This window comes from Pseudomonas sp. Lb2C2 (assembly GCF_052112205.1).
Taxonomy (GTDB): Bacteria; Pseudomonadota; Gammaproteobacteria; order Pseudomonadales; family Pseudomonadaceae; genus Aquipseudomonas; species Aquipseudomonas kilonensis.
Genome location: NZ_JAUTYW010000003.1, coordinates 758,620 through 778,716, shown reverse-complemented (window position 1 = coordinate 778,716; position 20,097 = coordinate 758,620). Strand labels below are relative to the sequence as shown.

18 protein-coding genes are annotated in these 20,097 nt (G+C 61.8%); 7 read left to right on the top strand and 11 right to left on the bottom strand.

Annotation, left to right across the window (positions count from 1 at the left end; genetic code table 11):
- The first annotated feature begins 15 nt into the window (after positions 1-15).
- The 5 genes from pqqB to Q7F16_RS11770 all read left to right on the top strand — a co-directional run bounded on the left by pqqB (position 16) and on the right by Q7F16_RS11770 (position 5,100).
- Positions 16-927, top strand: a complete 912-nt coding sequence (pqqB, locus tag Q7F16_RS11790) for a pyrroloquinoline quinone biosynthesis protein PqqB (RefSeq protein WP_046064541.1) — start codon at positions 16-18, stop codon at positions 925-927.
- 212 nt (positions 928-1,139) lie between these two features.
- Positions 1,140-1,892 carry a pyrroloquinoline-quinone synthase PqqC gene (pqqC, locus tag Q7F16_RS11785; protein WP_014340538.1) on the top strand — a complete coding sequence of 251 codons (753 nt, stop codon included), beginning with the start codon at positions 1,140-1,142 and terminating at the stop codon, positions 1,890-1,892.
- Positions 1,889-2,164, top strand: a complete 276-nt coding sequence (gene pqqD, locus Q7F16_RS11780; protein WP_223473169.1) for a pyrroloquinoline quinone biosynthesis peptide chaperone PqqD — start codon at positions 1,889-1,891, stop codon at positions 2,162-2,164. Before pqqC ends, pqqD begins: the two co-directional genes overlap by 4 nt.
- The gene (gene pqqE / locus Q7F16_RS11775) at positions 2,136-3,305 is read left to right on the top strand and encodes a pyrroloquinoline quinone biosynthesis protein PqqE (RefSeq protein WP_095974299.1); all 1,170 of its coding nucleotides are present in this window, start codon (positions 2,136-2,138) and stop codon (positions 3,303-3,305) included. The genes pqqD and pqqE overlap by 29 nt, the downstream gene beginning before the upstream one ends.
- Complete coding sequence (locus Q7F16_RS11770; protein ID WP_409555821.1) at positions 3,271-5,100, top strand: S9 family peptidase; 1,830 nt, start codon at positions 3,271-3,273, stop codon at positions 5,098-5,100. Before pqqE ends, Q7F16_RS11770 begins: the two co-directional genes overlap by 35 nt.
- Positions 5,101-5,225: 125 nt before the next feature.
- On the opposite strand, the gene Q7F16_RS11765 is transcribed toward Q7F16_RS11770, so the two are convergent.
- The 11 genes from Q7F16_RS11765 to bioB form a co-directional block, all read right to left on the bottom strand.
- Entirely contained in the window at positions 5,226-5,384 is a 159-nt protein-coding gene (locus tag Q7F16_RS11765) for a YqaE/Pmp3 family membrane protein (protein ID WP_003177654.1), read from the bottom strand.
- Between the two features lie 345 nt (positions 5,385-5,729).
- Positions 5,730-7,508, bottom strand: coding sequence for an acyl-CoA dehydrogenase C-terminal domain-containing protein (locus Q7F16_RS11760; RefSeq protein WP_409555820.1), 1,779 nt, complete (start codon positions 7,506-7,508; stop codon positions 5,730-5,732).
- Positions 7,509-7,779: 271 nt separating this feature from the next.
- Positions 7,780-9,576 carry an acyl-CoA dehydrogenase C-terminal domain-containing protein gene (locus tag Q7F16_RS11755; RefSeq protein ID WP_409555819.1) on the bottom strand — a complete coding sequence of 599 codons (1,797 nt, stop codon included), beginning with the start codon at positions 9,574-9,576 and terminating at the stop codon, positions 7,780-7,782.
- A gap of 91 nt (positions 9,577-9,667) precedes the next feature.
- On the bottom strand, positions 9,668-10,957 hold the full coding sequence (locus tag Q7F16_RS11750) for a GGDEF domain-containing protein (protein ID WP_046064535.1): 1,290 nt from the start codon (positions 10,955-10,957) through the stop codon (positions 9,668-9,670).
- Positions 10,958-11,303: 346 nt separating this feature from the next.
- On the bottom strand, positions 11,304-13,109 hold the full coding sequence (locus Q7F16_RS11745; protein WP_409555818.1) for a phenylacyl-CoA dehydrogenase: 1,806 nt from the start codon (positions 13,107-13,109) through the stop codon (positions 11,304-11,306).
- A 275-nt stretch (positions 13,110-13,384) separates the two neighbouring features.
- Positions 13,385-13,681, bottom strand: a complete 297-nt coding sequence (locus Q7F16_RS11740; RefSeq protein WP_046064533.1) for a hypothetical protein — start codon at positions 13,679-13,681, stop codon at positions 13,385-13,387.
- 119 nt (positions 13,682-13,800) lie between these two features.
- Positions 13,801-14,481: a dethiobiotin synthase gene (gene bioD, locus Q7F16_RS11735; protein WP_014340546.1), complete on the bottom strand. Its 681-nt coding sequence runs from the start codon at positions 14,479-14,481 to the stop codon at positions 13,801-13,803.
- Positions 14,478-15,290 (bottom strand): malonyl-ACP O-methyltransferase BioC, encoded by an 813-nt coding sequence (gene bioC / locus Q7F16_RS11730; RefSeq protein WP_409555817.1) that lies wholly within the window; start codon positions 15,288-15,290, stop codon positions 14,478-14,480. The genes bioD and bioC overlap by 4 nt, the downstream gene beginning before the upstream one ends.
- A complete protein-coding gene (locus Q7F16_RS11725; RefSeq protein WP_014340548.1) occupies positions 15,283-16,014 on the bottom strand; it encodes an alpha/beta fold hydrolase in 732 nt (243 codons plus the stop codon). The genes bioC and Q7F16_RS11725 overlap by 8 nt, the downstream gene beginning before the upstream one ends.
- Complete coding sequence (bioF, locus tag Q7F16_RS11720; RefSeq protein WP_046064530.1) at positions 16,007-17,185, bottom strand: 8-amino-7-oxononanoate synthase; 1,179 nt, start codon at positions 17,183-17,185, stop codon at positions 16,007-16,009. The genes Q7F16_RS11725 and bioF overlap by 8 nt, the downstream gene beginning before the upstream one ends.
- A gap of 162 nt (positions 17,186-17,347) precedes the next feature.
- Positions 17,348-18,403, bottom strand: a complete 1,056-nt coding sequence (gene bioB / locus Q7F16_RS11715; protein ID WP_014340550.1) for a biotin synthase BioB — start codon at positions 18,401-18,403, stop codon at positions 17,348-17,350.
- A gap of 91 nt (positions 18,404-18,494) precedes the next feature.
- Between bioB and Q7F16_RS11710 the strand changes: the two genes are divergently transcribed.
- Both Q7F16_RS11710 and Q7F16_RS11705 read left to right on the top strand, forming a co-directional pair.
- Positions 18,495-19,235 carry a ComF family protein gene (locus tag Q7F16_RS11710; RefSeq protein ID WP_046064528.1) on the top strand — a complete coding sequence of 247 codons (741 nt, stop codon included), beginning with the start codon at positions 18,495-18,497 and terminating at the stop codon, positions 19,233-19,235.
- 58 nt (positions 19,236-19,293) lie between these two features.
- Positions 19,294-20,058 carry a TOBE domain-containing protein gene (locus tag Q7F16_RS11705; protein WP_409555816.1) on the top strand — a complete coding sequence of 255 codons (765 nt, stop codon included), beginning with the start codon at positions 19,294-19,296 and terminating at the stop codon, positions 20,056-20,058.
- Positions 20,059-20,097 lie beyond the last annotated feature (39 nt).

Here is a 20,097-nt window from a genome sequence, read left to right as displayed (position 1 = left end):
GCAGATGGAGCAGCCATGTTCGTCCAGATTCTAGGTTCTGCCGCCGGTGGCGGTTTCCCCCAGTGGAACTGCAACTGCGCCAATTGCGCAGGTTTTCGCAACGGCAGCCTGCGGGCCCAGGCGCGCACCCAATCGTCCATCGCCCTGTCCGATGACGGTGTGAACTGGGTGCTGTGCAACGCCTCTCCGGACATTCGCGCCCAGCTCCAGGCGTTCGCCCCGATGCAGCCGGGCCGGGCCCTGCGCGACACCGGCATTGGCGCGATCATCCTGATGGACAGCCAGATCGACCACACCACCGGCCTGCTCAGCCTGCGCGAAGGTTGCCCGCATCAAGTCTGGTGCACCGACATGGTCCATGAAGACCTGAGCACGGGCTTTGCGCTGTTCAACATGCTGACCCACTGGAACGGCGGGTTGAGCTGGAATCGCATCGAACTCGACCAGAGCTTCACCATCGAGGCCTGCCCGAACCTGCGCTTCACCCCACTGCCCCTGCGCAGCGCCGCACCGCCCTATTCACCGCATCGCTTCGACCCGCACCCGGGCGACAACATCGGGTTGATCGTCGAAGACCTGCGCACGGGTGGCAAGCTGTTCTATGCCCCGGGGTTGGGCAAGGTCGACGAGTCATTGTTGGAGATCATGGCCGGCAGCGATTGTCTGCTGGTGGACGGTACGATGTGGGACGACGATGAAATGCAGCGCCGTGGCGTCGGCACCCGCACTGGCCGGGAAATGGGTCACCTGGCCCAGAATGGCCCCGGCGGTATGCTGGAAGTGCTGGAACAAGTGCCTGGGCCGCGCAAGGTCCTTATCCATATCAACAACACCAACCCGATCCTGGACGAAGACTCGCCCGAGCGGGCTGAACTTGTACGTCGAAAGATTGAAGTGGCCTACGACGGAATGAGTATTGAGTTGTAAGAAGGGCGGAACGATGGTGGGGGTGAATGTGTGGTGTGTCAGCCAGGGGTGATTCAGCTGGACTGGCCCCATCGCGAGCAAGCTCGCTCCCACAGTAGTTCGAGTTGCATTGGATATCTGATTCACAGCACAACCCGTGTGGGAGCGAGCTTGCTCGCGATGAGGCCAGCCCTGACGCCACAGAACCCACGGGCACTTCCCGGAGAACCGAAATGACTGACACCCCCCTGTCCCCCGCCGAGTTCGAAGCCGCCCTGCGTGCCAAGGGCGCGTATTACCACATCCATCACCCGTATCACGTGGCGATGTATGAAGGCCGCGCGACTCGCGAGCAGATCCAGGGCTGGGTCGCGAACCGTTTTTACTACCAGGTGAATATCCCGCTCAAGGATGCCGCGATCCTGGCCAACTGCCCGGACCGGGAGATCCGCCGCGAGTGGATTCAGCGCCTGCTCGACCATGACGGTGCTCCCGGCGAAGACGGCGGCATCGAAGCCTGGTTGCGGCTGGGCCAGGCGGTGGGCCTGGACCCCGATCAACTGCGCTCCCAGGAGCTGGTGCTGCCCGGTGTGCGTTTCGCCGTGGATGCCTATGTCAACTTCGCCCGCCGGGCCTGCTGGCAGGAAGCCGCCAGCAGCTCGCTGACCGAACTGTTCGCCCCGCAGATCCACCAGTCGCGCCTGGACAGTTGGCCGCAGCACTACCCATGGATCGACCCGACCGGCTATGAGTACTTCCGCACCCGCCTGGGCCAGGCCCGACGTGACGTGGAACATGGCCTGGCGATCACCTTGCAGCACTACACCACCCGCGCAGGGCAGGAACGCATGCTGGAGATTCTCCAGTTCAAACTGGACATCCTCTGGAGCATGCTCGACGCCATGAGCATGGCCTATGAATTGAACCGCCCGCCCTACCACAGCGTGACCGGGCAACGGGTGTGGCACAAAGGGATCACCTTATGAGTTTCGACCGCAGCAAAACCCCGCGCTGGCGCCCCGGCTATCGCTTCCAGTACGAACCGGCCCAGAAAGGCCACGTGCTGCTCTATCCTGAAGGCATGATCAAGCTGAACGACAGCGCTTCTTTGATCGGCGGCCTGATCGACGGTGAACGGGATGTCGCGGCCATCATCGGTGAGTTGGCGAAGCAGTTTCCCGGCGTGCCGGAACTCGGCGACGACATCGAGCAATTCATGGAGGTCGCCCGTGCACAGCACTGGATCGAACTTGCCTGAGAACACGGGTCTGCCGCCCAAGCCTGAAGTCGGCTTGCCGCTGTGGTTGCTGGCGGAGCTGACCTATCGTTGCCCGCTGCAATGCCCGTACTGCTCCAACCCTCTGGACTTTGCCGAGCAAGGCAAGGAGCTGAGCACCGAGCAATGGTTCAAGGTCTTTCGCGAAGCCCGCGAGATGGGCGCCGCGCAGCTGGGCTTTTCCGGCGGCGAGCCGTTGGTGCGCCAGGACCTGGCCGAGTTGATCGGCGAGGCACGCAGGCTGGGTTTCTATACCAACCTGATCACCTCCGGCATTGGCTTGACCGAGCAGAAAATCAGCGACTTCAAGAAGGCCGGCCTCGACCATATCCAGATCAGTTTCCAGGCCAGCGATGAGCAGGTGAACAACCTCCTGGCCGGCTCGAAGAAAGCCTTCGCGCAAAAACTGGAAATGGCCCGGGCGGTAAAGGCCCACGGTTATCCGATGGTGCTGAACTTCGTGACCCATCGGCACAACATCGACAAGATCGATCGCATCATCGAGCTGTGCATCGCCCTGGAAGCCGACTTCGTCGAACTCGCCACGTGCCAGTTCTACGGCTGGGCGCAGCTCAACCGCGTCGGCCTGCTGCCCACCCGGGAGCAACTGGTACGCGCCGAGCGTGTCACCAACGAATACCGTGCCAAGCTGGAAGCGCAAGGCAACCCGTGCAAGCTGATCTTCGTCACGCCGGACTACTACGAAGAACGCCCCAAGGGCTGCATGAATGGCTGGGGCAGCATTTTCCTCACCGTCACACCGGACGGCACGGCATTGCCCTGTCACGGTGCCCGCCAGCTGCCGGTGCAATTTCCCAACGTGCGCGACCACAGCATGCAGCACATCTGGTACGACTCGTTCGGCTTCAACCGCTTTCGCGGTTATGACTGGATGCCCGAGCCGTGCCGTTCCTGCGATGAAAAGGAGAAGGACTTCGGCGGCTGTCGCTGCCAGGCATTCATGCTCACAGGCGACGCCAGCAACGCCGACCCGGTGTGCAGCAAGTCCGAACATCACGGAGTGATTCTCAAGGCTCGCGAAGACGCCGAGCACGCCACGCAAACCATTGAACAATTGGCCTTTCGCAATGAACGAAACTCGCGCCTCATCGCCAAAGGCTGAGCCTTTCAGCGCCGCCCAGGCCGTTGCCGCCGGCACCGACTTCGCCGAACTGCAGCTCGGGCCTTTGGGCCTGTTCTGGAATGAATACCGCCCCGCAGACGGCGCCTGCCGGATCTGGCACTGGCAAGACGCCATGCCCCGCTGCCTGACACCGGACGGGTTCAGCGCGCGCAGCCGGGTCTATGAATACGGCGGTGGATCATTTTGCCTGAGCCGTGACGGCGTGCTGTTCGTCAATGAGGCCGACCAGCAGCTGTACCACCAACCCCTGAACGACGAACGCCCCGTGGCGCTGACCTCGGGTGACTGCCGTTATGGAGATCTGAGCTTCGTCGACGGCCAGGTTTTGGCGGTGGAAGAACAGGCCAACCGGCATCGCCTGGTGTCGATCGGGCTGGTGGATCATCAGCGGCATCTGCTGGCCGAAGGTGCAGATTTCTACGCGTCCCCCACCGTGAGCCCGGACGGCCAGCGGCTCGCCTGGATTGAGTGGAGCCGCCCACATCAACCCTGGACCGCAACGCGCTTGATGCTGGCCGAGCGCAACGCTGCGGGTTGGGGGGCGCCGCGCTGTATCGCGGGCGACGGTGAAGAAGAGTCCATCCAGCAACCGCGCTTCGATGCGACCAGTCGTCTTTACTGCCTGACTGATCGCGGTGGTTATTGGCAGCCTTGGATGGAGTCGGCCCAGGGCCTGAAACCGCTGCCTGCCGCCCAAGCCGATCACGCCCCAGCGCCGTGGCAACTGGGTGGCTGCACCTGGCTGCCGCTGGGCGAACACACGTACCTGGCCAGTTGGACCGAAGCGGGTTTCGGGCGTCTGGGCCTGTGTCACGGAGACGATGCCGATGAGGACTTCACCGGCACCTACACCCGCTTTCGCAGCCTGGCGCTGGATGAGCGGTTCATCTACGCCGTTGCAGCCTCGCCGATCCGCCCATCGGCGATCATTGCCATTGAGCGGCATAGCCACGAAGTGGCCGTGCTGGCCGGCGGCGTCACACCATTGCCCGTCGAACAGATCAGCCGTCCTCGCACCCTGCGCTATCCATCCGGGTCAGGTGAGGCCCACGGGTTCTTTTACCCGGCCATGAATAAGCAAGCGAAGCCGCCCTTGGTGGTGTTCATTCACGGCGGCCCCACCTCGGCCTGTTATCCCCTGTTCGATCCGCGTATCCAGTATTGGACCCAGCGTGGCTTTGCCGTCGCCGATCTCAATTACCGCGGAAGCAGTGGCTATGGCCGGGCGTATCGGCAAGCGTTGCATTTGAACTGGGGGCTGGTGGATGTCGAGGACGCCTGCGCGGTGGTCGCCTACCTGGATGAACAAGGCCTGATTGACGGCCGACGTGCGTTCATTCGGGGTGGCAGTGCCGGTGGCTACACGACCCTCTGCGCCCTGGCGTTCCATGATGTATTCCGCGCCGGCGCCAGCCTCTATGGCGTGAGCGATCCTGTCGCCCTCGGCCGGGCCACGCACAAGTTCGAAGGTGATTACCTGGACTGGCTGATCGGCGATCCGCAACAGGACGTCGAACGCTATCAAGCCCGCACCCCGCTGCTGCACGCCGGGAACATTCGCGTGCCGGTGATCTTTTTCCAGGGTGAATTGGACGCCGTGGTGGTACCGCAGCAAACCCGCGACATGGTCAGTGCTTTACAGGCCAACGGCGTGGCGGTCGAGGCGCACTACTACCCCGATGAGCGCCATGGCTTTCGCAAGGCCGCGAACCAGGCCCATGCGCTGGAGCATGAGTGGTTGTTCTATCGCAAGGTGATGGATGGCGACCTGTAGGATGCCAAAAAACTGTGGGAGCGAGCTTGCTCGCGATAGCAGTAGTCCAGTCGACATTTCCGTGGACTGACACACCGCTATCGCGAGCAAGCTCGCTCCCACAGGGGGTTCTATAACCGATGAGTTCAGCGCTTGGCGATGATGTACACCGCATGGACGATGCCAGGGATATAACCCAGCAGCGTCAGCAGGATATTCAGCCAGAAAGCCCCGCCGAAGCCGACCTGCAGGAACACCCCCAGTGGCGGCAGCAGGATGGCGATAATGATGCGAATGAAATCCATGGATGACTCCCTGATCGACGATGGCCAAATTGCCCTATAGCTCATTGACCTCAGGCCGCTCGTCAGGGTTCAGTGAAACGCAACCAGAAGCAGCATCGATGGCGGGCGCCTGCCAGGAACAAAAAACGCAGGCAAAAGAAAACCCCGCCGAAGCGGGGCTTTGCAGACTGTTTCCCTGACATCCATTTCACTCCGCCGTCCTGGCAGAATCCTACGTGTCCGTGTTGTTACTTTGCGCGTCCTGCGCTACATCCATGGAAGCTAGATTAGCCCTGGATCCAATCCGCCGATAGAGGGAAAACGCCAGCACGATGTGTAAGAGAATGCTTACACATCGTCATGATTTCAGAACTGGCCGGCTTCCAGCAGGAACAGCGACTCGCTGCCCGCCTTGACCGAAGCGCTCAAGGAATGAATACGCGGCAGCAGGCGGGCGAAATAGAATCGCGCCGTGCCCAGTTTGCTCGCGTAGAAATCATCCTGGCTTTCTTTGCCCAAGGCCGCCCTGGCCATCAGCGCCCACATGTAGGCATACGCGGTGTAGCCAAACGCCTGGAGATACTCCACAGACGCCGCGCCGATTTCGTTCGGGTTGCTTTTCGCCCGGTCCAACAGCCAGTCGGTCAACTCGTCCAGCGTGTCGACAGCGCTGTTCAACGGCTTGATGAATTCCGCCAGATCGCTGCTCGCGGTGGCCGTGAAGTGACGGATTTCATCGGCAAACAACTTGTAGAACGCACCGCCGCTGCCGACGATCTTGCGCCCCACCAGGTCCAGCGCCTGGATACCGTTGGTGCCTTCGTAGATCTGGGTGATACGCACATCGCGCACCAGTTGCTCCTGGCCCCATTCACGAATGTAACCGTGGCCGCCGAACACCTGTTGACCATGGACGGTGGTTTCCAGGCCCAGATCAGTCAGGAAGGCCTTGGCCACCGGTGTCAGCAACGCCACCAGGTCTTCGGCGCGCTTGCGGGTGACTGGGTCTTCGCTGAACTTGGCGGTATCCAGTTGCATCGCCACGTAGGTGGAAAAGGCCCGGCCGCCTTCGTTCGAGGCTTTCATGGTCAGCAGCATCCGACGCACGTCGGGGTGGACGATGATCGGGTCAGCGACCTTGTCCTTGTTCTGCGCACCGGTTGGCGAACGACTTTGCAGGCGGTCACGGGCATATTCGATGGCGTTCTGGTAGGAACGCTCACCGGAGGCCAGGCCCTGGATACCAACCCCCAGGCGCTCGTAGTTCATCATGGTGAACATCGCCGCCAGGCCCTTGTTCGGCTCGCCTACCAGATAACCCACGGCTTCGTCGAAGTTCATCACGCAGGTGGCGGACGCCTGGATGCCCATCTTGTGTTCGATCGATCCGCAGTTGGCCGCGTTGCGCGCGCCCAGGCTGCCGTCGGCATTGACCATGAACTTGGGCACCAGGAACAGCGAAATGCCCTTGGGGCCTGCCGGCGCGTCCGGCAGTTTCGCCAGTACCAAGTGAATGATGTTCTCGGTGAGGTCGTGTTCGCCGCCAGTGATGAAAATCTTCGTGCCACTGACCTTGTAGGAACCGTCGGCCTGGGGTTCGGCCTTGGTGCGGATGATCCCCAGGTCCGTACCGGCATGAGGCTCGGTCAGGCACATGGAACCGGCCCAGACGCCGGCGTACATGTTCGGCAGGTACGCCGCTTTCAGTTCTTCGCTGGCGTGGGCATTGATCGACAGGCAGGCGCCGGCGGTCAGCATCGGGTACAGGCCGAAGGACAGACTGGCGGAGTTGACCATTTCCTCGACCTGGGCCGAAACGGCCTTGGGCATGCCCATGCCGCCGTACACCGGGTCTCCGCCGACACCGACCCAACCGCCTTCAGCGTAAGTCTTGTAGGCCTGTGGGAAACCTGCCGGCGTGGTGACGGCGCCGTCGGCCCAGTGGCAACCTTCTTCGTCAGCGGCGCGGCTGAGGGGCGCGATGCTTTTGCTGGTGACTTTGCCGGCTTCTTCAAGGATCGCTTCGACCGTTTCGGCATCCACGGTGTCGGCCAGCGCCGGCAATTGGGCCCAGAGTTTGGCGACCTCGAACACTTCATTGAGGACGAAGCGCATATCGCGCAGGGGCGCTTTGTAGTCAGCCATGGCAAACCTCGCAGGATCTAAACAGTTGGTTCGTAAAAGACGGTTTTCGCAATGACCTGAGTGTACCTCAACAACTTTTGCGACACATAGGGTCAACCCATGACCGTTTTGTTATTTTTAGTCACCAGGAAGACTTGGATGTTTATCGTGGCGAGGGAGCTTGCTCCCGCTTGACCGGGCTGGCGCTCCAGTGCGCAGCGCTCACAAAGAGGGTCTGCTGCGCAGCCCAGCGGGAGCAAGCTCCCTCGCCACAGAGAAATGTTTCAGCCCATCAGAGTGCAAACAACTCCGCAGGCAATTGCATCAGGCAATCACTCCCCGCCTCAATGGCGGCCCGATGGGCGGCTGTACGCGGCAGCAGGCGCTTGAAGTAAAACTCGCACGTCGCCAATTTGGCCCGGCAAAAATCCTCGTCTCCAGTGCCACTGTCGAGTTGCGCCTGGGCCACCAAGGCCATGCGCAGCCACAGGTAGGCCAGGATGATGTAGCCGCTGTACATCAGGTAATCCACGGAGGCAGCACCCACTTCATCGGGATTTTTCATGGCGGCCATGCCGACCCGGGTGGTCAGTTCGCCCCATTGCTGGTTGAGCCCGTCGAGTTGCGCGACGTAATCGTCAAGCTGCGGATGTTCAGCGTTGGCAGCGCAAAATTTATGGACGATTTTGGTGAAGCCACGCAGCAACCTGCCTTGGCTACCCAGCACCTTGCGCCCCAGCAGATCCAGGGCCTGGATGCCATTGGTGCCCTCGTAGATCGGCGCAATGCGGCAGTCGCGCACCAACTGCTCCATGCCCCACTCACGAATGAAGCCGTGACCGCCGAACACTTGCATGCCGTGGTTGGTCACCTCCAGCCCGGTGTCGGTCATGAAGGCCTTGCAGATCGGGGTGAGGAACGCCAGCAGGTCCTCGGCCTCCTGGCGGGCGGTTTCGTCCGCGCTCAGGTGCGCGGTATCAAGCAATTGCGCGGTGAAATACGTCAGCGCCCGGTTGCCTTCGTTGAAGGCTTTCATAGTCAGCAACATCCTGCGCACATCGGGATGGACGATGATCGGGTCGGCGACCTTTTCCGGCGCCTTGGGGCCGGTCAGCGCGCGCATCTGCAACCGGTCGTTGGCGTATTTGATCGCGCCCTGGAAGCTCGCCTCGCCCAGGCACAGGCCCTGCATACCGGTACCGAGCCGGGCGTGGTTCATCATGGTGAACATGCAATTGAGGCCCTTGTTCGGCTCGCCGATCAGGAAACCCTTGGCCCCATCGAAATTCAGCACGCAGGTGGCCGAGGCCTTGATGCCCATCTTGTGTTCGATCGAACCACAGGACACGCCATTGCGCGGCTCGGCCTCACCCGTGGTGTCGGGCAGGAACTTGGGCACGATGAACAACGAGATGCCTTTGGTTCCGGCGGGGGCGTCCGGCAACTTGGCCAGCACCAGGTGGATGATGTTATCGCTCATGTCGTGTTCGCCGGCGGAAATGAAGATCTTGCTGCCGGAGATCGCGTAGCTGCCGTCGGCCTGGGGCACGGCGCGGGTCTTGATGATGCCCAGGTCGGTGCCGCAGTGGGCTTCGGTCAGGCACATGGTGCCGGTCCACTGGCCGGCGGTGAGTTTGCTCAGGTAGGTCTGTTTCTGTTCTGCCGTGCCGTGGGCGTGAATCGCCGACATGGCGCCGTGAGTCAGGCCCGGGTACATGCCCCAGGAGGTGTTGCTGGAGCCGATCATCTCGCTGATGACCAGGCCCAGGGAGCTGGGCAAGCCCTGGCCACCATACGCCGGGTCCGCCGCCAGCCCATGCCAGCCGCCCTCCACGTACTGTGCGAAAGCCTGCTTGAAGCCTGTCGGCGTGGTGACTACACCGTTGTCGAAATGGCAACCTTCTTCGTCACCGGAGCGATTGAGCGGCGCCAGCACGTTCTCGCAGAACCTGGCGCCTTCCTCGAGGATCGCGCTGACCATGTCCGGGCTGGCATCGCTGGCGCCCAGCTCGGCATAGCGGCCATGGAAATCGAAGACGTGATCGATCAGAAAGCGCATGTCGCGCAGCGGGGCTTTGTACTCGGGCATGGTGGTTTTCTCCGGTAGCAGATCGTTTCAACCTACTGCCGGCCACCCAGGCCCACAATCACAGTCCAGACGCTGAATGCGCCGTCATCACTCAACCCGCGGCAGTCTCCATGCGCACCGCACCGCGGCGGTTCTGCCCGAAGGCAATCACACAGTTGCGCCCCGCGCCCTTGGCGTTATACAGCGCCTGGTCGGCGGACTTGAGCACTTCTTCAGGCGTGCGTTGCTCGAGGCGTTCCGCGACGCCGATGCTGACCGTCACCGAGACGCTGGATGCGCCGGCGCCAGAACGACGCTGGCGACCTTGTTGATCGTCCTGGGGACGGCTGTCGGAATTACGCAGCTGGATCGCGTACGTCTCGATGGACTGGCGGATGACCTCCAAATGGGGCATGCACTCATCGATGGTCTTGCCTGCGAACACCAGGGCAAATTCCTCACCGCCGTAGCGATACGCCCTACCGCCACCGCCGATTTTCGACAATTTGCTGGCCACCAGGCGCAGCACCTGGTCACCCACATCGTGGCCGTGGGTGTCGTTGAATTTCTTGAAGTGGTCCACGTCGCTCATCGCCAGCACATAATTGCGCCCCAGGCGCTGCATGCGCTCGTTCAGCGCCCGACGACCCGGCAGGCCGGTCAGCTCGTCACGGAAGGCCATTTGATAGGCCTCGTGGGCAACCGCCGCAGCGATCATCAGCATCACCTGGCTGCACATGATGTTCAGGGTGAACGGCAGGATAAAAGTCTTCGGCAGCATCCAGAACAACCCGAGCAACCCCACCAGTTGCGCCGCATGCAGTGGCCGGGGGTTGCGCCAATATTGCCAGGCCAGCAGCAGGAATGCGGCGGCGAACATCGGGTAGGACAATTGGATCAGGCTCATCCAGGCGCCGTGCAACGCGGGCCAGCGGATCTCCGAAAGCCACAACAGCAAGGCTTGGGGGAAACTCTGCTCCAGGGCCAGCGCCACGCTGCCAAAGGCCAGCAACACCGCGAACCGCGCCACCATGTCCTGGAACAAGTGGGTGCGCTCCTGCCACGCCGCGAACAGCCCGAACAACAGCGGCAGCAACAGGCAAACGAGATGGAACACCACCGCCGCGTCTTCGCGCACCTTGCCGTTATCGCGGTAGAAGTCGGTCTGGGTGTCCAGGAGGAAGTAGGCGATGTACACCGTGACCATCAGAAACAGTTCACGTTGACGTCGGTAGACCGCGCAATACGCCCCGCCCAGCAACAACACCAGCGTCGGGAGCACGTTGAACAGCGAGGTGAAGAAAACGTTGAGATCCTTGACGTAGGCAGCCGCAAGCCCCGCCAGCAACAGCAGCAATGACGGGAGGAAATGGCTCAGACGTACAGCGGAAGAACGCGGCAAGGGTAAAGCTCCGACCCGGCTGATCAAAGATGGCATTGTGCCTGCAACTGGAGCAGTAAGGCACGCGAGATGTGACAGATGTCACACTGCCATCGCTGTAACGGCAGAGGGGACGGTTTTCTTAGGGTCGAGTTGGATGAATATTGTTTCAGGATCCTAGTTGCCCCTGTGGGAGCGAGCTTGCTCGCGATAGCGGTGTGTCAGCCATGAAGGTACTGACTGAACAAACGCCATCGCGAGCAAGCTCGCTCCCACAAGGGCCTGCGTTGGATACAAATTTTGTGGCAGACATGAAAAAGCCGCTGCTCCCGAAGAAGCAGCGGCTTTTGGAAGCACCGCGTGAGGCTTAGTAGCCCAGCGCGAAGTCCTCTTCCTTCATGTCCATCAGGTTGTTGGCGCCCGACAGCATGGTTGCCATGTGGGTACGGGTACGCGGCAGGATGCGCTGGAAGTAGAAGCGCGCGGTCTGCAGCTTGGCGGTGTAGAAGGCTTCTTCAGTGGTGCCGGCTGCGAGTTTTTCCGCCGCCAGGCGCGCCATGTCGGCCCAGAAATAGGCCAGGCAGGCGTAACCGGAGTACATCAGGTAGTCCACCGACGCGGCGCCGACTTCTTCGCGATCCTTCATGGCCGCCATACCGACCTTCATGGTCAGCTCGCCCCATTCCTTGTTCAGCGCAGCCAGGGGTTCTACGAATTCCTTGACCGCTTCGTTGCCTTCGTTGCCCTGGCAGAACTTGTGGACGATCTTGGTGAAGCCCTTGAGTGCCTCGCCCTGGGTCATCAGCACTTTACGGCCCAGCAGATCGAGGGCCTGGATGCCAGTGGTGCCTTCGTACAGCATCGAGATACGGCTGTCGCGAACGTTCTGCTCCATGCCCCACTCGGCAATGAAGCCGTGGCCACCGTAGATCTGCACGCCGTGGTTGGCCGATTCGAAGCCGACTTCGGTCATGAAGGCCTTGGCGATCGGCGTCATGAACGCCAGCAGCGCATCGGCTTTTTTCTTCTCTTCTTCATCTACGCCGTACTTGACGATGTCGACCTGCTTGGCGGTGAAGTAGACCATCGCCCGGTTACCTTCGGCGAAGGCCTTCATGGTCAGCAGCATGCGACGCACGTCAGGGTGGACGATGATCGGGTCAGCAGCCTTTTCTGGCGCTTTCGGGCCAGTCAGGGAACGCATTTGCAGGCGATCGCGGGCATATTTCAGGCCGCCCTGGAAGCCGATCTCGGCGTGGGCCAAGCCTTGCAGTGCGGTGCCCAGGCGTGCGGTGTTCATGAAGGTGAACATGCAGTTCAGGCCTTTGTTCGCCGGGCCGATCAGGTATCCGGTGGCCGCGTCGAAGTTCATCACGCAGGTGGCGTTGCCGTGGATGCCCATCTTGTGTTCCAGGGAACCGCAGCTCACCGCGTTGCGCTGGCCAATGGAGCCGTCGGCGTTAGGCAGGAACTTGGGAACGATGAACAGCGAAATGCCCTTGGTGCCAGCCGGTGCGTCCGGCAGGCGTGCCAGCACGATGTGGACGATGTTGTCGGCCATGTCGTGTTCGCCGGCCGAAATGAAGATCTTCGTACCGGAAACCTTGTAGGAACCGTCGGCCTGAGGCTCGGCCTTGGTGCGCAGCATGCCCAGGTCGGTGCCGCAGTGCGGTTCGGTCAGGCACATGGTGCCGGTCCATTCGCCGGAAACCAGCTTGGTCAGGTAAGCCTCTTGCTGTTCAGGCGTACCGTGCTCGGAAATCGTGTTCATCGCGCCATGGGACAGGCCCGGGTACATGCCCCACGACCAGTTGGCTTCACCGACCATCTCGCTGACCGCCAGGCCCAGGGACTCCGGCAAGCCCTGACCACCGTGCTCGACGTCGTGGGCCAGGCTTGGCCAGCCACCTTCGACGAATTGCTTGTAGGCTTCCTTGAAGCCAGTCGGGGTTTTCACGCCGGACTCGCTCCAGGTGCAACCTTCGATGTCGCCCACGCGGTTCAGCGGCGCCAGCACCTGCTCACAAAACTTGGCGCCTTCTTCGAGAATGGCGTCAACCATGTCCGGAGTTGCGTCCTGGCAAGCCGGAAGGCTCTGATAATGCGCTTCGTAACCGAGCAGTTCGTCACGAACGAAGCGAATATCACGCAAGGGGGCCTTGTAGTCAGGCATAGCGATAAACCTCTGCTGATGTAACCGGGAATGAACGACCGCGTGGATTTGTTGTAGCGGTCAAACAGCTGTTTGAAACATACGTTTACGCCCAAATCTTGTCAAGCGCCGATCTTTTGCCGTTCGTCATCAGCCGAGAAAAAAGTCGGACACGGGAAATCCATCGCGCTGAAGAATCCGCGATGCGCGTAGGAAAAGATTAGTTGAGCAATAAGACGTTAGAGACAAGAACGCCGCGAATAATCGCGGCGTTTTCGTAAATCTGAAGAGCAGGATCAGGCGAAGGTATCGATCAACGTACCGAGCATTTCGTCGGACGCCTTGGCCACGTTCACGCCCAGTTGCACTTGAAACTTGCCTTGGGACATTTCGACCATGTTAGCGGCCTGGTCCGACTGTTGGCTGCGATCCACCGAACGCAGGCGATCAACCTGCACTTCGGACGACTGGCTGGTGACCGAACGCTCGATCGTGGTGTTGGCAATCTGGCCGGCCGCCTGATCGACACGATTCTGCCCTGTCTGAATTGTGCTCAGACCGGCATAGAACGCGGTGTTTCCTGAGATTTCCATGGCAGAGCTCGTCTTCTTGAAGGGTCGACAGTGGCCATTGAATCAGAAGCCCCGGGAAAAGACCCGACAAAAACACTAATGGCACAGTGCCGCGTCATAGGCAAAACCTTGTTGAGGTCTCAGTCCAGCAAATCCAACTGCAGGTGTTCGGCCACGGCTTCGGCCGTCACGCTCTGGATCCGCGCCACTCTGCCCAGACAGGGCGCTGGAAGTCGCTCGGCCAGGGTTGCCAGGTTTTCTTCCAGGCGCGAGGTGGCCGGGTCAATAATGTTCGCTACCCAACCGGCAAGCTGCAAACCGTCACGGGCAATCGCCTCGGCGGTCAACAATGCATGGCTGATGCAGCCCAGGCGCACGCCCACCACCAGGATCACCGGCAAGCCCAGCGCTATCGCCAGGTCGGAAAGATTGTCCTGGCCGGCCAGCGGCACGCGCCAACCGCCCGCACCTTCGATCAAGGTGAAGTCGGCGCCCAGCGCCAACACTTCGCGCATCGGGCCTAGCAACGACTGCACCGTCAACGCGACGCCCGCCTCCCGGGCGGCCAGGTGCGGCGCTATTGCCGGCTCGAACGCTACCGGATTGACCTGTGCATAAGTCAACGGTATCGAGCATTCGGCCAGCAGTGCCAAGGCATCGGCGTTGCGCAGGCCCTTGGGCGTCACGTCGCAGCCAGAGGCCACGGGTTTTCCAGCAGCCGTGCTCATGCCAGCCTGTCGCGCAGCATGCAGCAGGCCTGCCGCGACGGTGGTCTTGCCCACGTCGGTGTCAGTGCCGGTAATGAAATAGGCCTGGCTCATAGCGGTTTCTCCAAAACGGCGTAGACCACCTGGTAAGTCGCCGGCAGCCCCTGCGCCTGACGAAACTGCTCATAGGCTTCAACCAGCGCCAGGATCCGCGCCCTGCCGGTCAAGCCGCCGGGGCGACCGGGGTTCAGATTGTGGGCGCCCAAGGCTTTCAATTCGTGAGTCAGACTGCGCACATCGGAGTAATGCAACACATGGGGACGGTTTTCAAGACTGACGATACTCAGTCCACTGTCCGCGCAAAGGTGTTGATACGTCTCGAACCCACGGAAACGGTTGACGTGCACCAAGCCATCCACCTGACGCCAACTGTCGCGTAATTCGTACAAAGTGCCTACGCAGAGGCTGGTGAAGGCAAACACCCCACCCGGTTTCAACACACGATGGGCCTCGCTCAGCACCGAGGCAAAATCGGCACACCACTGCACCGCCAGGCTGGAGAACACCAGGTCACAGCTCGCCGCTTGCAAAGGCAGTCGCTCAGCGTCACCAGCGACGAAATACAAGGCGCCACCTTGGGGACGCGCATGGTTGAGCATGCCTTCGGCGATATCCAGTGCCAATCCGTTTGTCTCACCGAAACGCGCGCCCAGCGCCCGAGTGAAATAACCGGTGCCGCAGCCCAGGTCCAACCAACGTTGCGGCATGAATGAGGACGGCAAACGACCGAGCAATTGCTGGCCCACGTCGCGTTGCAGTTCGGCCACGCTGTCGTAACTGGTCGCTGCACGGGAAAACGAAGCCGCTACCTGGCGCTTGTCAGGCAAGGCACCGGGCAATGGGGGAAGAGACAAATCAGTCATCACCGGACTCATGCAAAAAAGCTTGGATCGCCGCCGCTACACCGTGCGGGTCTTCCAGAAGGAATCCGTGGCCGGCCTGTTCGATCAGACCGATTTCGACATCCGGCAGCAAGACCAGCAAATCACCCGCGGCCTCGGCCGGTACCAGGGCGTCGAGGCCGGCAAACAGATGCAGTTGCGGACCGCGAAAGCGCTGCAACGCGGCGCGTGTATCCAGTTGCGCCAGTACTTCAAGCCCAGCCATCAAGACCTCCGGCGATGTACTCGGTGCTCCGGCCAACAACAACCGCGACAACCCGCGCGGATCGCTGCAGCCCTGGGCACACAGCAAGCTGAAGCGCTTGAGGGTCTGGCGCGGGTCGGCCGCACAACCGGCGAGAAAACCATCGAAGGTTTCGCCGTCCATCGCGCTCGGCCATTGCTCATGGGCGACAAAGGACGGATTGCTCGCCAGGGTCAGCAGGCCGCAACAGCGCTCACCCCGACGCGCCGCCAGCGCCGAGGCCAGCATGCCGCCCAGGGACCAACCGCCCAGCCAGGCGTCCTGGGGCACGGTGGCGTCCAGTTCTTCGAGCCATTCATCGGGGTCGTTCGATAGCAGCGCCGGCAACGGTTCGATTTCCACGCGCAGGTGTTCGTCGAGCCCTTGCAACGCCGCCGCCAGCGGTTCCAGCGGTGAAACGCCCAAGCCCCAGCCTGGCAGCAATATCAGTCGATCACGCATCGCTTGGCTCCGGTCCCAACAGGGCAAAACACTCGGCCAGTGCATTCAACAATAGCTGCACCTGGGCCTCGCTGTGGGCGGCGGTCAGGGTCACGCGCAAACGGGCGCTGCCGGCAGGTACGGTGGGTGGGCGGATCGCGGTAACCATCAGCCCGCGCTCACGCAGCATTTGCGACAAACGCATGGCCCGTCCCGCATCGCCAATCAGGATCGGCTGGATCGGCGTGAAGCTGTCCATCAATTGCAGGCCGATCTGCTCGGCGCCCTGGCGGAACTGACGAATCAGCACCTGCAAGTGCTCGCGTCGCCAATGCTCGCTGCGCAGCAGCTCAAGGCTCTTGAGCGTGGCGCAAGCCAGGGCCGGCGGTTGGCTGGTGGTGTAGATGTAGGGGCGAGCGAACTGGATCAGGCTTTCGATCAGCTCTTCACTGCCGGCGACAAAAGCCCCGGCGGTACCAAAGGCCTTGCCCAGGGTGCCCACCAGCACTGGCACGTCATCCTGGCTCAAGCCAAAATGCTCGACGATACCGCCGCCATTGGCCCCGAGCGGGCCGAAGCCATGGGCATCGTCGACCATCAGCCAGGCGCCCTTGACCTTGGCTTCACGGGCCAGGGCCGGCAGGTCGGCAATGTCGCCGTCCATGCTGAATACGCCGTCGGTGACCACCAGGGTATTGCCGGTGGCTTTCTCCAGGCGGCTGGCCAAACTCTGGGCATCGTTGTGCAGGTAACGGTTGAAACGCGCACCGGACAACAGCCCGGCGTCGAGCAGCGAGGCATGATTGAGACGGTCTTCCAGCACCGTATCGCCCTGCCCCACCAGCGCCGTGACCGCGCCGAGGTTGGCCATGTAGCCGGTGGTGAACAGCAACGCCCGCGGGCGGCCGGTCAGGTCGGCCAAGGCTTCTTCCAAGGCGTGATGAGGGCTGCTGTGGCCGATCACCAAATGGGAGGCGCCACCCCCGACACCCCAACGGAGCGCCCCGGCGCGCCAGGCTTCGATCACTTGCGGGTGATTGGCCAGGCCCAGGTAATCGTTGTTGCAGAACGCCAGCAACGGCTGGCCATCCACCACCACTTCCGGGCCCTGCGGGCTTTCGAGCAGCGGGCGCTGGCGATAGAGGTTGTCGGCACGACGGGCAGCCAGGCGTGCGGCGAGATCGAAGGGCATGCTGGCCTCAACTGTTTAAAGACTGGCCAAAGCCTCTTGTGGGAGCGAGCTTGCTCGCGATAGCGGTGTGCCAGTCGACATAAATGTTGAATGTTCTATCGCCATCGCGAGCAAGCTCGCTCCCACAGGGTCTTGCATTCCAATCAGGGAATCGGTGAGTGATCAAACAGCGGCGTTGTAGAACTGCTCGCTGCTCTTCTGCTCCACCAGCGCCTGTTCAATCGCCGCCTGGTGCACTTCGTCGGCATGTTCTTCGCGGGCTTCAGGCTGGATACCCAGGCGTGCGAACAATTGCATGTCCTTGTCGGCTTGCGGGTTGGCGGTGGTCAACAGCTTGTCGCCGTAGAAAATCGAGTTGGCACCGGCAAAAAATGCCAGGGCCTGCATCTGCTCGTTCATCGCTTCACGGCCGGCGGACAGGCGCACATGGGACTGGGGCATCATGATCCGCGCCACGGCGAGCATGCGGATGAAATCGAACGGATCGATGTCTTCGGCATTCTCCAGCGGTGTGCCGGCGACTTTGACCAGCATGTTGATCGGCACCGATTCCGGGTGCTCCGGCAGGTTCGCCAGTTGGATCAGCAGGTTGGCGCGATCGTCCAGGGACTCGCCCATGCCGAGGATGCCGCCGGAGCAGATCTTCATTCCCGAATCACGCACGTAGGCCAGGGTTTGCAGGCGCTCGCTGTAGGTGCGGGTGGTGATGATGCTGCCGTAGAACTCCGGCGAGGTGTCGAGGTTGTGGTTGTAGTAGTCCAGGCCCGCCTGGGCCAGCGCTTCGGTCTGCTCCTGGTCGAGGCGGCCCAGGGTCATGCAGGTTTCCAGGCCCATGGCCTTCACGCCTTTGACCATTTCCAGCACGTAAGGCATGTCCTTGGCCGACGGATGCTTCCAGGCCGCGCCCATGCAGAAACGGGTCGAACCGATGGCCTTGGCCCGTGCCGCCTCTTCGAGGACCTTCTGCACTTCGAGCAATTTCTCTTTATCCAGGCCGGTGTTGTAGTGACCGGACTGCGGACAATATTTGCAATCTTCCGGGCAAGCGCCGGTCTTGATCGACAGCAGCGTGGAAACCTGGACGCGATTGGCGTCGAAGTGCGCGCGGTGCACGGTCTGCGCCTGGAACAGCAGGTCATTGAATGGCTGGACGAAGAGTGCTTTGACTTCGGCCAAAGACCAGTCATGACGCAGGTTGGCAGTGGTGCTGGCGCTCATGGGCATTTCCTTGATTTATGCTTGGCTGGCGCCTGGGGCATGGAATACCCACAGGCGCGACACGGATGTTCGGCATATTTAAGGAAGAGTCATGCGCTGTCAACCACGATACAACGGACCGGTTTACATCTGGTTAAAAAACAAACAATTCTGCCTGTTGTGCGGCGAAAGCACCGACACCCCGCAGCCTATCTGCACCCCCTGTGAAAGCGAGCTGCCCTGGCTCGGTGATCAATGCAGCGTCTGCGCCCTGCCGCTGCCCATGGCTGGACTGCGTTGCGGAGCATGCGCCTCGCGACCGCCGGCCTTCGAACGGGTCCTGGCGCCCTGGGCCTACGACTTCCCGGTGGACAGCCTGATCACCCGTTTCAAGCATCAGGCGAAATGGCCCCTGGGCCGGCTGATGGGCGAACTGCTGGCGCAGTCGCTGCAACACCATTTCGACGAAGGGCTGGAGCGGCCCGACGCACTGGTACCGGTGCCACTGGCGACCCGCCGTTTGCGCCAGCGCGGTTTCAACCAGGCAGCGCTGCTGGCCCGCTGGCTCAGCGGGCCGTTGGCGATCCCTTGCGAAGAGCACCTGCTGCGACGTACCCAGGACACCCCCGCCCAACAGGCTCTCGACGCCAAGTCCCGACGGCGAAACCTGCGCCAGGCCTTTGCCCTGGCGCCCCAGGCTGCGTTGCGCAACCGTCACTTGGCGTTGGTCGACGACGTGCTCACCACAGGCGCCACCGCCCAGGCACTGGCCACCCTGCTGCTCGACGCCGGCGCTGCGCGGGTCGATGTGTACTGCCTGGCTCGCACGCCAAAACCCGGAGAGTCGGCTTGACGGGCCGCGCCCAAGGCGCCAACGTCCGCTCATCGACCTTTGCACGCAGTTTTCCGTCATGTCCTTGCCCACGCTTCTGACCCAACACATCGCTCGGCGACCACAACGCATCGCCCTGTTGCAGCACATCGCCGAACAGGGCTCGATCACCCGCGCCGCCAAGAGCGCGGGCCTGAGCTACAAGGCGGCGTGGGATGCCATCGATGAGTTGAACAATCTGGCGGACCAACCGTTGGTGGAGCGCAGTGTTGGCGGCAAGGGCGGTGGCGGCGCCAAGCTGTCGGAGGAAGGCCAGCGCGTGCTGCGCCTGTATCTGCGCCTGCAAGCGCTGCAGACGCAACTGCTGGAAGCGAGCGAAGACGCTGGCGACCTGGGCCTGCTCAGTCGCCTGATGCTGCGCACCAGCGCCCGCAATCAATTGCATGGCAAGGTCCTGGGCATCGAGGCCCAGGGGCACAACGACCGGGTACGCCTGGAGCTGGCCCGGGGTCTGGTCATCGAAGCCCAGATCACCCACGACAGCACGCTGCGCCTGGAGCTGGATGTCGGTACCGACGTGGTGGCGCTGATCAAGGCCGGCTGGCTGGAGTTGCACCCTGTCGAGCAAGCGCAAAAACCAGGGGTCAATACACTACGCGGCATGATCGAGCAGGTCGACGTCGCCGAAGACGGTCCCAGCGAAGTGCGCATCAGCCTGCCCAACGGCCAGACGCTGTGCGCCCTGGCCGACCCGCTTGAGCTACAAAAGCAGCATCTGGAAGCCGGCTCACCGGTGCAAGTGACGTTTTCTGCGACAAATGTGCTGCTCGGCACTCCGTTGTAGCGTGTTGCAACAATAGTTTCATCGACCCGCTTTAAGGTG